Below are 14,429 nucleotides of genomic sequence, written 5' to 3' on the forward strand. Positions count from 1 at the left end.
GAGCGGGGACCGGCACAGCCTATATATCGCCCTGTGTCGATATCAAGCATCGACAGAAATCACTTCCTCGGAGCGCCCGCCCGCCGGAGCCGGTAGCCTGCGTCGATGACGCACGAGCGGGAGATCACCGAGCCGGTCGACCTGTGCCGGCCGGACGGGCGGTTGAACCCGGCGGCGGTCGGCTGGAGCCGCCGGCCGCTGCACCGGGCGAACCTGCGCGGCTGGGGGCGGGCCAAGCGCTGGGAGCACTGGGGCGTCGTCACACCGACGCACATCCTCGGCCTTGTCGCGTCGTCGCTGGACTACGCCGGCGTGCACAGCCTCTACCTGCTCGACCGCCGCACCGGGATCGAGCGGTCCACCGAGGCCGTCGTCCCGCTGGCCCGCGGCGCGGTGCTCCCGCCGGTCAGCGGCGCCGGCGCGGTGCTGGCCCGCGGCGGCGGTCTGGTCGTCCAGGTCGACCAGCGACCCGACGGCAGCACCATCCGGGCCACCGCGCCCGGCGTGGAGGTGGACCTGGTGGCGCCCCTGCCGCCGGGGCACGAGTCGCTGGGCGTGGTGGTGCCGTGGAGCACCCGCCGGTTCCAGTACACCCACAAGGACATCGGCCGGCCGGTGCGCGGGACGCTCCGGGTGGACGGCACGGCGTACCCGGTCGGCGCGGAGTCGTTCGCGGCGCTCGACCACGGGCGCGGCAAGTGGCGGTACGCGGTGAGCTGGAACTGGGCCGCCGGCAGCGGACCGGGCCGGGCCATCCAACTCGGTGGCAAGTGGACCGACGGGACGGGCGCGACCGAGAACGCGGTCTTCCTCGACGGGCGGCTGCACAAGATCGGCGCGGACCTGACCTGGAGCTACGACCGCGCCGACTGGCTGCGGCCGTGGCGCGTCACCGGCGACCGGGTGGACGTGACGTTCCACCCGTTCCACGAGCGCGTGGCGCGCACCAACCTCGGCGTGCTGGCCGGGGAGACCCACCAGTGCTTCGGGCACTTCTCCGGGTGGGCCGCCACGGACGACGGCGAGCGGGTGGACCTCGACGGCCTGGTCGGCTGGGCGGAGGAGGCCCGCAACCGCTGGTGACGGCGGATCCCCGCCGCGCCCGGGCCGGCGCGGCGGGGATCACGGCCGGTGCTCAGACCGGCAGCCGCCAGACCTGGTTGGCCCCGCCGAAGCAGTCCCAGATCTGCAGCCGGGTGCCGTTGGCGGAGCTGTTGTCGGTGGCGTCCAGGCACTTGTTCGACTGCGGGTTGCGCAGGGTGCCGTTGGACTGCGCCTGCCAGACCTGGGCGCCGCTGCCGTTGCAGTCCCAGAGCTGCACCTTCGCCCCGTTGGCCGTGGAGCCGCTGGCCACGTCGGCGCACTTGCCCAGCGCCCGCAGGGTGCCGTCGCCCGCCACCGTCCAGCTCTGCGCGCCCGTGCCGTTGCAGGTGTAGAGCTGGATCGCCGTGCCGTTGGCGGTGCCGGCCGCGGCGACGTCGACGCACTTGCCGCCGATGCCGGTGATCGGGCCGGTTCGCCCGCTCGGCGGCGGGGTGCCGCCGCCCATGACGGTGTCGTAGATCGCGCTGACCAGCGACGTGGAGCCCGTGGTGTCCTGGGACAGCTCCCAGTTCATCATCCCGCCGGCGTTGGCCAGCGCCCACTGGGTCTTGCGCTTCACGGTCGGCACCCCGTTGTAGCACTGCTGCGCGCCGCTCACCGTGGTGCAGTCGCGGTTGGCGTTGGCCGGGTCCATGCCGACCAGGGCCGAATAGGTGTAGTAGCCGGGCCGGCTGTAGAAGGGCACGCCGAGCACCGCCTTGGCGGCGGGCAGGCCGCGCGACTTCCACAGGTTGACGCTGTTGACCGACCAGTCGTAGTTGGCGTGCGGGCTGCCGCCGTCGTACGCCATGATGTTCAGCCAGTCGACGGACCCGAAGACCGCCGGGGGCACGCCGTCGACGTAGTAGCCCTCGGAGACCACGGCGGCGGTGAGCAGCTTGCCGCGGCTGTGCAGGGCGCTGCCGAGCTGCTGCATGAGCGCCGTGTAGTTGGTGGCCGAGGCGCCCGGGTCGGGATACTCCCAGTCGATGTCGACGCCGTCGAGGTTGTACTGGTTGACGAAGTTGACCACGTTGGTGACGAACGCGCCGCGGGCGCCGGAGTTCGCGGCGAGCGCCTCGAACGCGGAGTCGTTGCCGTCGTTCCAGCCGCCGATCGCGATCGACACCTTGACGTTGCTGGCGTGCCCGAGCGACACCAGCGAGGAGAGCTTGCTCGGGTTCTCCACGGGGCGCAGGCTGCCGTCGTTGTTGGGCAGCACGAACGCGTAGTTGATGTGGGTGAGCTTGCCGTACTGGATGCTGTTGACGCTGCCGCTCCAGGACGGCATGTAGCCGACGCTCTTGAAGTTGTTCGGCAGGACGACGGCCTCGGCGGCGGTCGGGGCCAGCGCGAGCGTCGCGGTGGCGGTGGCGAGCGCGAGCAGGCCGGCGGCCACGGGGGAGCGGCGGCGGGGGCGCGGTGCGGACATCGAGGGCCTTCCCGGTGCAGGGGGCGCCGCAGCGCCCGGCCGGCGCTGGTCGGGGCCGGCGCGGCCGGGCGGTACGGGTCGGACGGGGGACGGTTCCTCGAGGTGGACCAAATATTAAAGAGTATTAACTAAGCCGTCAACGATGTCCTTCGATGAATCCGGGCGGGGTGGTCAGCGCAGGCGGACCGGTCCGGCGTCGATGCGGACGCGGAACAGGGCGTAAGGCTTGCGCCGCAGGTCGGCGCCGCACTGGTACTTCGCCTGCCGGTGCAGCTGGTTGGCGGTGACGTAGAGGTAGCCGTCGGCGGCCACCGACATCGTGTCGGGCCAGAGCAGCCGGGGGTCGTGCACCACGGTCTCGAACTCGCCGTCCGGCCGGCGGCGCAGCACGGCGTTGTGCTCGTAGGAGGTCAGGTAGAACGCACCGGAGTCGTCGGTCTCCAGGCCGTCGGAGCCGCCGCCCTTGTCGCCCTCGTCCACGACCGTGGCCGCCACCTGCTCCTCGCGTAGCGTCCGGTCGGCCAGGGCGTCGGTTGCCACGCTGTACCAGCGGCGCGAGGCGAGCGGGCAGTAGTGCAGCCGGGAGCCGTCGGCGGAGATGGCGATGCCGTCCGAGCCCATTTCGACCGGCTTCGGCGGCCCGTCGGCCGGGCGCTCCAGGAACGGCCGTCCCTCCACGACCGGCCGGAACGAGTCCAGCGGCTCCGCCTTCGTGGACGGGTGGTCGTGCAGCCGCCGCCACGATGCGCCGGTGGCCAGGTCCACCACGACGATGCCGTTCGGCCCGGAGTCGGAGGAGTCGGTGAGGTAGGCGAGGCCGGCGTCGCCGCGGCGCAGGTCGAAGCGCACGTCGTTGAGGTACGTGGTGGGCAGCGCCACGTCGGTCGGGAAGGTGATGACCTGCCCGACGGTGTCGGTGTCCAGGTCGACCCGGATCAGCTTCGGGCCGCCCGGCTTCGTCGGCTGGAACATCGGGCTGCCGGTGTCGACCACCCAGAGCCGGTCCGCCGGGTCCACCACGATGCTCTGCACCGAGACGAAGGCGTGCGCGTCGTCGTCCCCGGACGGGCTGTTCCAGGCCTCGTCCGGGAAGGGCACCTCCCGGCCGTCGCGCAGCTCGACGACGGTCGCCGGCACCTCGTCCCCCCAGTGGGGGAAGTTCACGAAGACCCGGCCGGTGTGCGACACGCTGACCCCGGTCGGCATCGGCCCGGTGAAGGTGTGCACGAGTTCGAGATCGCCGACCGGCTCGCCGCCCATGGGTCCGTTCATCCGCCGCTCCTGACTGTGAGGCCCCCGGCCTTCCCGTCGGCGCGCGGCGCAAACGTCGGCGGCTCACACCGCCGAAGGGGCGGCCCCCGACCGGGGGCCGCCCCTTCGGCATCCGCTCAGGAGACTGAGGCGGGGAACCGCTCCCAGACCCGGTGCGCCGCCATCAGCTGCTGCACCGTGTCGAAGACCTCGGCGCCGGAGTCGCCGGTGACCACACCGGGCGTGCCGGCCACCTCGGCCTGGCGCAGCACCTCGGCCCCGGCACCCCAGGCGCCGATCGCCTTGGCGTGCCGCCAGGCCTCCTCGACCAGCAGCAGCACCCGCGGGTCGACGGTGGTGGAGCCGGCCGCGCCCGCCTTGGCGTCCCGGGCGGGCAGCGCGTCCGGCGCGGGCGCCGGTGCCCCGGCCAGCAGGACCGCGTCGAACTCCACGGACCGGCCGGTGGCGAAGGTGCGCTGCACCGGCAGGTCGCCGACCGTGCCGCCGTGCGCGGCGACCAGCAGCGGCACCATGCCGGCGGCGAACACCGCCCGCCGAACCTGGCTCACCCCGTCGAGGTCGCTGTCCGCGTCCACCACGATGCCCACCATCCGGCCGTCCGCCGGCCACTCCCGGCCGACCTGCGACAGGGCCGGGCTCGGCTGCACCTCGGCCAGCGGCACGGTCGGCTTCGGCACCGGCAGGCCCAGGCCGGTGGCGACCTGCTCGCACAGCACCGGGTCGATGTTGGCCAGGCACTGGAGCTGGCGCTCCTTGATCGCCTGGTGGTAGCACTTGCCCAGCTCGAAGGTGTACGCCCGGATGATGTGTTCCTTCTCCACCGGCGACATGCTCAGCCAGAACAGCCGTACCTGGCTGTAGTGGTCGTCGAACGAGGCCGGGGCCGCCCGTACCTTCGGGGCCTCCGCGACCGTGACCGGCGTGTCGACGAACGCGTTCTCGCGGTCGCCGGCCGGGAAGGGGTTGCCGGCGTCGAGCGAGTTCGGCCGGTAGGGCGCCACGCCCGCGTGCACCGCGTGCTGGTGGAAGCCGTCCCGGAGCATGTCGTTGACCTCGGCGTGCGGCCGGTTGATCGGGATCTGGGTGAAGTTCGGCCCGCCGAGGCGGGTGAGCTGCGTGTCGAGGTACGAGAAGAGCCGGCCCTGCAACAGCGGGTCGTTGGTGACGTCGATGCCCGGCGGCAGGTGCCCGAGGTGGAAGGCGACCTGCTCGGTCTCGGCGAAGAAGTTCCGCGGCGTCCGGTTGAGGGTGAGCCGGCCGACCGGCTGCACCGGCGCCAGTTCCTCCGGCACGATCTTCGTGGGGTCGAGCAGGTCGATCCCGGCGAAGGTCTCCTCCGGGGTGTCCGGGAAGACCTGGATGCCCAGCTCCCACTCCGGGTACGCGCCCGCCTCGATGGCGTCGTAGAGGTCGCGGCGGTGGAAGTCCGGGTCGATGCCGCCGATCAGCTGCGCCTCCTCCCAGGTCAGGGAGTGCACGCCCAGCTTCGGCTTCCAGTGGAACTTGACCAGCACCGTGGCCCCGGCCTCGTTGACCAGCCGGAACGTGTGGACGCCGAAGCCCTCCATGGTCCGGTAGGAGCGGGGGATGCCCCGGTCGGACATGTTCCACATGGTGTGGTGCTGCGCCTCGGTGTGCAGGGAGACGAAGTCCCAGAAGGTGTCGTGCGCGCTCTGCGCCTGCGGGATCTCCCGGTCCGGGTGCGGCTTGCCGGCGTGGATGATGTCCGGGAACTTGATCGCGTCCTGGATGAAGAACACCGGCATGTTGTTGGCGACCAGGTCGAAGGTGCCCTCGTCGGTGTAGAACTTGGTCGCGAAGCCGCGGGTGTCGCGGACCGTGTCCGCCGACCCGCGCGAGCCGAGCACCGTGGAGAAGCGGACGAAGACCGGGGTCTCCGTGCCCTTCTTCAGGAAGCCCGCCCGGGTGACCTCCTCGGCGGTGCCGTAGGCGACGAAGACGCCGTGCGCACCGGCGCCGCGCGCGTGCACCACCCGCTCCGGGATGCGCTCGTGGTCGAAGTGGGTGATCTTCTCGCGCAGGTGGTGGTCCTGGAGCAGCACCGGGCCGCGCGGGCCGGCCTTGAGCGAGTGGTCCGTGTCGCGGAGCCGGGCCCCGTTGGCGGTGGTGAGGTAGGCGCCCTGCTGCCCCTTCGCGATCTTCGGGACGCCGGTCTCCGCGCCGGTCGGGGTGCGCGTGTCCGGGGCGCCCTGTTCCTCCTTCGGCGGCAACGGACCGTGCGGCGTCGTCGGCTCCTCGACGGACGGTGGGGCGCTGCCCGGCGCGCCGGGCACGTCCGGGGTCAGCACGTCGGTGACCTTCTCCGTGGCGGCCTCCACGACATCCTTGACGACCTTGGCGGGCTTGCTGGAATCCATCGGGGCCTGTCCTCCGTGGGGGGAAAATGACCGGGCCCTCACGGCCCTACCCTTGGCCGGACCGGGCAAACCCGGATCACCCGGGCGGGTGGGAGTCGTCACGCCCGGCCGGCGGCGCCACCGGGTCAGGGCTGCCGAGGCACGGCCACGGCCGTGACCACGAGCCCGCCGGCGACCAGCCAGCGGCCGTGCAGCGCGGCCAGCGGCGGGCCGCCGTCGGCGCGGGTGCCGTCGACCAGCACCCGGGCCGTGAAGCGCCCCGCGGCCGGGTCGACGGACAGTTCGGCGTCCTCGAAACCGAGCCAGCGCCCGGTCAGCGGGTACCACGCCTTGTAGACGGATTCCTTGGCGCTGAACAGCAGCCGGTCCCAGTGCACGGCCGGGTGGGCGGCGCGCAGCCGGGCCAGCGTGGCCGGCTCGCCGGCCGTGGTGACCACCTGGGTCACGCCGTCGGGCAGCGGCTCGTGGGGTTCGGCGTCGATGCCGAGCCCGGCCAGCGCGGTGTCCGGGGCGACCGCCGCGGCCCGGTAGCCGTCGCAGTGGGTGATGCTGCCGACCACGCCCGCCGGCCACCGCGGCTCCCGCCCGGGGCCGGGGCGGATCGGCGCCGGGGCGTACCCGAGGCGGGCCAGGGCCTCCCGGGCGCAGCGGCGGGCCGTGACGAACTCGCGGCGGCGGGCCTCCACGGCCCGGGCGAGGAGGTCCTCCTCACCGGGCCAGGTGGCCTCGCCGGGGATGTCGGCGAACGCCTCGACGGCGACCGCCGGTGGCGGGAGCAGGGCCTCGATCACGCGGCGCCGCCGAGGATGCGCCGCATCGGCCGGGGCTCGCCACCCCGCCGGCCCCACTCGCGCGGGTAGCCCAGCGACACCTCCTCGAAGCGCACCCCGTCGTAGTGGGTGGTGCGGGGGATGTGCAGGTGCCCGTAGACCGCCACGGCGGCGCGGTGCCGCAGGTGCCAGTCTGCGGTGCGGTCGGTGCCGCACCACTGGGCGAACTCCGGGTACCAGAGCACGTCGGTGGGCTGGCGGACCAGCGGCCAGTGGTTCACCAGCACGGTCGGCAGCGCCGGGTCGACGGCGGCCAGCCGCCGCTCGGTCTCGGCGATGCGCTCCCAGCACCAGGACTCCCGGTCCGGGTGCGGGTCGGGGTGCAGCAGCATCTCGTCGGTGCACACCACCCCCGCTGCGTACGCCGCGCGCAGCGACTCCTCCTTCGAGTTGGTGCCGGGGGCCCGGAACGAGTAGTCGTAGAGCAGGAACAGCGGCGCCACGGTGACCGGCCCACCCTCGCCGTGCCACACCGGATAGTCGTCCTCGGGGGTGAGCACGCCCAGGTCGCGGCACATCCCCACCAGCGCGTCGTAGCGGGCCCGGCCGCGCAGGGTCACCGGGTCGGCCGGATGGGTCCACAGCTCGTGGTTGCCGGGCACCCAGACGACCCGGGCGAACCGGTCGCGGAGCTGCCGCAACGTCCGCTCGACGTCCGCGAACACCTCGCCCACGTCGCCGGCCACGAGCAGCCAGTCGTCCGCCGACTCCGGCCGCAGGCCGTCCACGACGGTGCGGTTCTCGGCGTACGACACGTGGAGGTCACTGACCGCGAACAGCGCACCCGTCACCCCGCCGATCTTGCCAGCGCCGCTGGCGGATCGGTAGGCGCGGACTTGAGGGCTGTCGGGGGTCCGACGCAGAATGGCGGGCATCGGTGTCGCGACCCCGGCGGCGGCGCAGGGCCGCACGGGCTGAAACGTCGACTCTTCACGAAAGGGGCGACGGCATGCACCCGATGCTGCGCCGGCTCGACGACCTTGCCGCCCATCTCGCCACCCGGCCGGACACCGTGGCCCTGCTCGGCCTCGGCTCGGCCGGCGCCGACCACGACCGGCTCGACGACCACTCCGACCTGGACTTCTTCCTCGTCGTCGCCGACGGCGCGGTGGGCCGCTACGTCGACTCGACCGACTGGCTGGCGGCGCCCTGCCCGGTGGCGTACAGCTTCGCCAACGAGCGCAACGGCCGCAAGGCGCGCTACGCCGACGGGATCTTCGTGGAGTACGCCGTCTTCACCGTTGCCGAGCTGGCCCGGTTGCCGTTCACCGGCGCCCGGGTGGTCTGGCAGCGCCCCGACGCCCCGGCCGGGCTGGCCGACAGCGGTGCGCCGCCGCGCCCCGCCACGCCGTACGACACCGTGGAGTTCCACCTCAACGAGGCGCTCACCAACCTCTACGTCGGCCTGCACCGCGAGCTGCGCGGGGAACGGCTCACCGCCGCGCGGTTCATCCAGTCGTACGCGGTGGACCGGGTGCTCGCCCTGCTGCGGCTCGCCGAGCCGTCGGCGGCGCACCGGCGGGACCCGTTCGACCCGAGCCGCCGGGTCGAGCAGGCGTACCCGCCGGAGGTGCTGCCGCTGGCCGCCATGGTCCCCGGCTACCGGCACAACGCGGCGGCCGCCCGGGCCACGCTCGACTGGCTGGCGGCCCGGTTCCCGGTCGACCCGGCCGTCGGCGAGCCGATCCGGGCGCTGCTGGCGGACGCGGGGCCGGTCAGCTGAGCAGGTCGGCGAACCGGTCGGTGGCGCGGAGCAGCTCCCGGGCGATGCCCGGCTCGGCGGCCGAGTGGCCCGCGTCGGGCACGATCCGCAGGTCGGCCTCCGGCCAGCGCCGGGCCAGGTCGTACGCGGACACCGGCGGGCAGCACAGGTCGTAGCGGCCGTTGATGATCACGGCGGGCAGGTGGCGGATCCGGTCCACGCCGTCGAGCAGTTGCGTCTCGGTGAGGAAGCCGCCGTGCACGGCGTAGTGGGAGAGGATCCGCGCGATCGGCAGCGCCTGCTCCTCGGCGGTGAAGTGGGCGAGCACCCCCGGGTCGGGGCGCAGCGAGGAGTTGACCGCCTCCCAGCGCCCCCAGGCGACCGCGCAGGCCCGGGCCCGCGCCTCGTCCGGCCCGTGCAGCCGCCGGTGGTACGCCGCCAGCACGTCGTCCCGCTCGGCGGCGGGGATCGGGGCGACGAACCGCTCCCACTCGTCGGGCTGGAGGTGGCGCAGGCCGCCCTGGTAGAACCAGTCCCGCTCGCTGCGCCGCAGCAGCAGCACCCCGCGCAGGACCAGCCCGGTGACGCGCTCCGGGTGGGTCTGGGCGTACGCCAGGCCGAGGGTGACCCCCCACGACCCGCCGAACACCAGCCAGGAGTCGATCCCGAGCCGTTCCCGGATCGTCTCCAGGTCGGCCACGAGGTGCCAGGTGGTGTTGCCCCGCAGCTCACCGAACGGGGTGCTGCGCCCCGCGCCGCGCTGGTCGAACAGCACCGCGCGGTAGCGCAGCGGGTCGAAGAACCGCCGCGCCGCCGGCACCAGCCCGCCGCCCGGCCCGCCGTGCAGGAAGACCACGGGTACGCCGTCCGGCCGGCCCACCTCCTCCACGTGGAGTTCGTGGCCGTCGCCGACGGCGATCCGGTGGGTGGCGTACGGCTCGACGGGCGGGTACAGGCGTGGCTCGGTCATGCCGGACCATCCTGCCCGCTCGGTGCGGGCCGTGCGGGGGCGGTCAGCAGGCGACGCTGCTGCCGAGGTTGTCGAGCAGGGCGTCGGCGACCCAGCCGGACACCCCGGTCGTGCTGTCCCTCAGGTAGGTCCAGGTGTAGGTGGTGTGCCCGTTCGCGCTGACCCGGTCGCCGTTGGTGTAGCAGTGGAAGTCGACGCTGTGGCTGAGCTGGCCGTAGCCGAGCGAGCCGCAGGTCGTGTGCGGGCCGGTACGGATGTTGACGTTGGTGGCGTTGAAGAGCGAGCCCAACTTGGTGTCGATGTTGGAGTGCCCGTGGCTGCACGTCGCGCTCGCCGGGCCCGCCGCGCTCACCACCGCCACACCGGTGCAGCCCAGCGTCAGCGCGACCGCCGCCGCCATCGAGGAAGTCTTCCGCATGTCGATCAACCCCCGAACGTGAGAACCCCCACACGTACAGTGATCTGAATATTTGCATCTTCCACGTTCGGGGGCAAGGGCCGGCTCAGCGGGCCAGCAGCGCGCGCAGCTCCTTCACCACCTCGGCGGGAGCCTCCTCGGCCATGAAGTGGCCGTACGACACCGGCACGTGCCGCAGGTCCGGCGCCCAGGCCCGCCAGCGCGCCGCCGCGTCGAAGCCGAGCGCGGCACCCCAGTCCTGCTGGAGCACGGTCACCGGCATCCGCAGCACCCGGCCCGCCGCCCGGTCCGCCTCGTCGTGGGCGAGGTCGACGCCGGCCGACGCGCGGTAGTCCGCCACGATCGAGGGGACCGCCGCCCGGCAGGCCCGCAGGTACGCGGCGCGCACGTCGGCGGGGATCGCGTCCGGGTCGCCGGCCCAGAGGTCGAGGAAGTGGCCGAAGAACTCGTCCGGAGCGGCGCCGATCAGCCGCTCGGGCAGCCCCGGCGGCTGGGCCATCAGATAGAGGTGGAAACCGACCGCGGCGGTGACGCCGTGCATCACCTCCCAGGTGTCGAGGGTGGGCAGCACGTCCAGCGAGGCCAGGTGGGTGACCGTCTCCGGGTGGTCCAGGCCGGCGCGGATCGCCACCAGGGCGCCGCGGTCGTGCCCGGCCAGGGCGAACCGGTCGTGCCCCAGCGCCCGCGCCAGCGCCACCACGTCGGCCGCCATGGTCCGCTTGGCGTACGCCGTGCCGTCGGTGTCGGCGGGCTTGTCGCTGTCGCCGTACCCCCGCAGGTCGGGACAGATGACCGTGTGGTCGGCCGCGAGGTCCGCGGCGACGTGCCGCCACATCAGGTGGGTCTGCGGGAAGCCGTGCAGCAGCACGACCGGGCTGCCGCTGCCGCCCACCGCGGCGTGCAGGGCGACGCCGTCGGCGACGGTGACGCGCCGCGACTCGAATCCGTTGATCATGAGGTGTCCTCTCCGGGTTGATCGGGTCTCGTCGAGCCTGCCCGGCGCCCGTCAGTGGCCGATCAGCATCGGATGAGTGCCCTGGTCGGGCCGCCGGTGCGCGCGCACCGGGCTGCCTAGAGTGGGCGGGGTGACCAGCCAGCAGCGCGTACCCGGAGTGACCTTCGGGGTGCTCGGGCCGCTGGTGGCCGCGGGCGAGCGGGGCCCGGTGGCGCTGAAGGGCCCCCGGCAGCGCGCCGTGCTGGCCCGCCTGCTGGTCGCCCGGGGCCGCGTGGTGCCCGTCGACCGGCTCGTCGGCGACCTGTGGGCGGAGCCGCCGGAGGGCGCGATCGGCGCGGTCCGCACCTTCGTGGCCGACCTGCGCCGGGCCCTGGAGCCCGACCGGCCCCCGCGGCAGCCGGCCCGGCTCCTGGTCACCGCCCCGCCCGGGTACGCGCTGGCGGCCGCCCCCGAGGCGGTCGACGCGGGCCGGTTCGAGGCGGCGGCCGGTGCGGCGGGGGAACTGCTCGCGGCCGGGCGGGCCGGCCCGGCGCTGGCCGCCCTGGACGGCGCGCTCGCCCTCTGGCGCGGCCCCGCCTACGCGGAGTTCGCCGCCGAGCCGTGGGCACGGGCGGAGATCGACCGGTTGGACGAGCTGCGGATGCTCGCCGTCGAGCGGCGCGGCGAGGCCCTGCTGGCCCTGGGCCGCGCCGCCGAGGCCGCCGGCGACCTGCGCGCCCAGGCCGCCGCGCAGCCGCTGCGGGAGGAGACCTGGCGGCTGCTCGCCACCGCCCTCTACCGGGCCGGCCGGCAGGGCGACGCGCTCGCCGCGCTGCGGGAGGCCCGGGCCGTGCTGGTCCGGGAGCTGGGGGTGGACCCCGGCCCCCGGCTGCGCCGCCTGGAGTCGGACATCCTCGCCCAGGCCCCGCACCTCGACCCGGCGGCGGTCGCCGTCCCCGCCGCGCCACCGGCCGGGACAGCGGGGGAGGAGGGGCGCCCGTTCGTGGGACGCGCGGCCGAGCTGGCGACCCTGACGGGGCTGGCCGAACAGGTGTCCCGGCGCGGCCGGCCGGCCCTCGCCCTGGTCTCCGGTGACGCCGGCGCGGGCAAGACCGCGTTCGTCGAGGCGCTGGCCGACCGGCTCGCCACCGCCGGCTGGACCTGCGCCGTCGGGCGGGTCCCGGAGTACGAGGGCGCACCGGCCGCCTGGCCGTGGACGCAGCTCGCCGCCGCCCTGCCCGAGCCGGCCGGGGCGCCGGCGACCGGGCCGGCGCCGCGGGCCACCGACGGCCTGTCCGGCACCCCGGTCCCCGGCGGCGTGTCCGGCGACACCACGGCGGACGCGCCGGGCGCCGCGGAGCCGGCCGTGGCCCGCTACCGGCTGCACCGGATCGCGGGCGCCCGGGTCGGCGCGGCGGCGCGGCACGGGCCCGTGCTGCTCGTCCTCGACGACCTGCACCGGGCCGACGAGGACACCCTCGACCTGCTGACCGCGCTGTTCACCGGCCCGGAGCCGGTGACCGGGCCGGTCCTGGCGATCGGCACGTACCGGGCCACCGGAATCACCCCGGCGCTGACCGGAGCGCTGGCCCGGCTCGCGCCCACCGAACCGGTCCGCGTCTACCTGGGCGGGCTCGCCGAGACGGAGACGGGCGACCTGGTCCGGGCCGTGGCCGGCGCGGCGGACCCGGACACCGTGCGGGCGCTGCACCGGCGCAGCGGCGGCAACCCGTTCTTCGTCCGGGAACTGGCCCGGCTGCTCGCCGCCGAGGGCGCCGCCGCGGTGGAACGCGTCCCGGCCGGCGTGCGGGACGTCATCCGGCACCGCCTCGCCCAACTGCCCGAGCCGACCCGGACGGTGCTGGCGCAGGCCGCCGTGCTCGGCCGCGACCTCGACCCGGACGTGCTGGCCGCGCTGGCCGGCGAGGACGCCACGCTGGACGCCGTGGACCGGGCGGCGCAGGCCGGGTTCCTCACCGCCGACGGCACCCGGTTCGCCCACATCCTCGTCCGCGACACCCTCTACACCGACCTGTCGGCGCCGCGCCGGGCCCGCTGGCACGCCGCCGTCGGGGCGGTGCTCGAACGGCTCCGGCCCGACGACGTCACCGCCCTGGCCCACCACTTCGGACAGGCCCCCGGCCCGGACGCCGCGACCCGGGCCGCCCGGTACGCCACGGCCGGAGCGGTTCGGGCCGAGCGGCGCTGCCACCCGCACGAGGCGGCCCGGCTCTGGGAGCAGGCCGTGGCCGCCCACGACCGGGCCGGCGGGAACGACGTACGCGGGCGACTGGCGGCGGTCATCGGCTGGGGCCGCACCCTCGCCGTCACCGGCCACCTCGACCGGACCCGCCGGCTGCGGGCCGAGGCGGTCGCCACCGTCGAACGCCTCGCCGACCCCGGGCTCACCGCGGACGTGCTGGCCGCGTTCGACGTGCCGGCCGTCTGGACCCGCAACGACGACGAGGAGCTGTCCCGGCGGATCGTCGCCGCGGCCGGGGCCGCCCTCGCCGCGCTCCCCGCCGACCAGGCGGCCCGGCGTGGCCGGCTGCTCTGCACCCTCGCCCTGGAGCTGCGCGGCGACATCGGCGACCGGGGCCGGCGGGCGGCCGCCGAGGCGGAGGAGATCGCCCGCCGCCTCGACGACCCGGCCCTGCTGGCCTTCGCGCTCAACGCCCGCTTCATGCACGCCTTCGACCGGGCCGGCCGGGCACCGGAACGCGCCCGCATCGGCGCCGAACTGGTCGACCTGGCCGCCCGGCACGGGCTGGTCACCTTCGAGGTGCTGGGGCACCTCGTCGCACTCCAGGCGCACTGCGCCCGCGCCGACCTGGCCGCCGCCGACACCCACGCGGCCGCCGCCGACCGCCTCGCCGCGCGCTACGAGCTGCCCCTCGTCGGCGTCTTCACCGCCTGGTACGCCGCCCTCCGGCTGGCCGTCGCCGGACGCGGCGCCGAGGCCGAGACCGCGTACCGGGCGGCGGCCGTCCGGCTCGACGCCGGGCAGATGCCCGGCATGGCCGCCGGGCTGCTGCCGTTCGCCCTGCTCTGCCTGCGGCTGTCCACCGGCGACGACCCCGGACCGGCGCTGGCCGACGCCGACCACGCCGGCCCGTACGCGCCGTGGGTCCGGCCGCTGGCCCTGCTCGCCGCCGGGCGTCGGGACGAGGCCGCGGCCGCGCTGCACGCCCTGCCGCCCTCGCCGCACGACCTGCTGCGCGAGGCCCGGCTCTGCGTGGCCGCCCGGGCCGCCCTCGCCCTCGACGACCGCCCCACCATGGCCCGGCTGCACGCCGCCCTGCGCCCCGCCGTCGACGAGCTGGCCGGCGCCGGCAGCGGGGTGCTCACCGTGGGTCCGGTGGCCCGCCATCTCGCCGACCTCGCCGCCGCCCTCGGCTGACCGACGGCGG

Annotated in this window: 11 protein-coding genes; 3 read left to right on the forward strand and 8 right to left on the reverse strand. The window is 75.2% G+C overall.

Annotated elements, in window-relative coordinates; translation table 11 throughout:
• Positions 1 to 105: 105 nt before the first annotated feature.
• Positions 106 to 1,083: a DUF2804 domain-containing protein gene (locus ABZ452_RS14935; RefSeq protein WP_357942742.1), complete on the forward strand. Its 978-nt coding sequence runs from the start codon at positions 106 to 108 to the stop codon at positions 1,081 to 1,083.
• A gap of 52 nt (positions 1,084 to 1,135) precedes the next feature.
• Here ABZ452_RS14935 and ABZ452_RS14940 read toward each other — a convergent pair whose 3' ends face one another.
• The 5 genes from ABZ452_RS14940 to ABZ452_RS14960 form a co-directional block, all read right to left on the reverse strand.
• Positions 1,136 to 2,515, reverse strand: coding sequence for a glycosyl hydrolase family 18 protein (locus tag ABZ452_RS14940; RefSeq protein ID WP_357942744.1), 1,380 nt, complete (start codon positions 2,513 to 2,515; stop codon positions 1,136 to 1,138).
• A 171-nt stretch (positions 2,516 to 2,686) separates the two neighbouring features.
• Positions 2,687 to 3,787, reverse strand: a complete 1,101-nt coding sequence (locus ABZ452_RS14945) for an L-dopachrome tautomerase-related protein (RefSeq protein WP_357942746.1) — start codon at positions 3,785 to 3,787, stop codon at positions 2,687 to 2,689.
• Between the two features lie 116 nt (positions 3,788 to 3,903).
• Entirely contained in the window at positions 3,904 to 6,165 is a 2,262-nt protein-coding gene (locus tag ABZ452_RS14950; RefSeq protein WP_357942748.1) for a catalase, read from the reverse strand.
• 125 nt (positions 6,166 to 6,290) lie between these two features.
• Positions 6,291 to 6,956 (reverse strand): 4'-phosphopantetheinyl transferase superfamily protein, encoded by a 666-nt coding sequence (locus ABZ452_RS14955; protein ID WP_357942750.1) that lies wholly within the window; start codon positions 6,954 to 6,956, stop codon positions 6,291 to 6,293.
• Positions 6,953 to 7,786: a metallophosphoesterase gene (locus tag ABZ452_RS14960; RefSeq protein WP_357942752.1), complete on the reverse strand. Its 834-nt coding sequence runs from the start codon at positions 7,784 to 7,786 to the stop codon at positions 6,953 to 6,955. The genes ABZ452_RS14955 and ABZ452_RS14960 overlap by 4 nt, the downstream gene beginning before the upstream one ends.
• 158 nt (positions 7,787 to 7,944) lie before the next feature.
• Here ABZ452_RS14960 and ABZ452_RS14965 point away from each other — a divergent pair, with 158 nt between their 5' ends.
• Positions 7,945 to 8,718 carry a hypothetical protein gene (locus tag ABZ452_RS14965; protein ID WP_357942754.1) on the forward strand — a complete coding sequence of 258 codons (774 nt, stop codon included), beginning with the start codon at positions 7,945 to 7,947 and terminating at the stop codon, positions 8,716 to 8,718.
• Here the strand turns inward: ABZ452_RS14965 and pip are convergent.
• The 3 genes from pip to ABZ452_RS14980 all read right to left on the reverse strand — a co-directional run bounded on the left by pip (position 8,711) and on the right by ABZ452_RS14980 (position 11,040).
• Positions 8,711 to 9,667 (reverse strand): prolyl aminopeptidase, encoded by a 957-nt coding sequence (pip, locus tag ABZ452_RS14970; RefSeq protein ID WP_357942756.1) that lies wholly within the window; start codon positions 9,665 to 9,667, stop codon positions 8,711 to 8,713. The genes ABZ452_RS14965 and pip overlap by 8 nt on opposite strands.
• A gap of 43 nt (positions 9,668 to 9,710) precedes the next feature.
• Positions 9,711 to 10,085 carry a hypothetical protein gene (locus ABZ452_RS14975; protein ID WP_357942758.1) on the reverse strand — a complete coding sequence of 125 codons (375 nt, stop codon included), beginning with the start codon at positions 10,083 to 10,085 and terminating at the stop codon, positions 9,711 to 9,713.
• Between the two features lie 85 nt (positions 10,086 to 10,170).
• Positions 10,171 to 11,040, reverse strand: a complete 870-nt coding sequence (locus tag ABZ452_RS14980; protein ID WP_357942760.1) for an alpha/beta hydrolase — start codon at positions 11,038 to 11,040, stop codon at positions 10,171 to 10,173.
• A 130-nt stretch (positions 11,041 to 11,170) separates the two neighbouring features.
• On the opposite strand from ABZ452_RS14980, the gene ABZ452_RS14985 reads away from it, so the two are divergent.
• On the forward strand, positions 11,171 to 14,419 hold the full coding sequence (locus ABZ452_RS14985; protein WP_357942762.1) for a BTAD domain-containing putative transcriptional regulator: 3,249 nt from the start codon (positions 11,171 to 11,173) through the stop codon (positions 14,417 to 14,419).
• The last annotated feature ends 10 nt before the right edge of the window (positions 14,420 to 14,429 follow it).

Origin of the sequence: Micromonospora sp. NPDC005707, assembly GCF_040631005.1 — a bacterium.
Taxonomy (GTDB): Bacteria; Actinomycetota; Actinomycetes; order Mycobacteriales; family Micromonosporaceae; genus Micromonospora.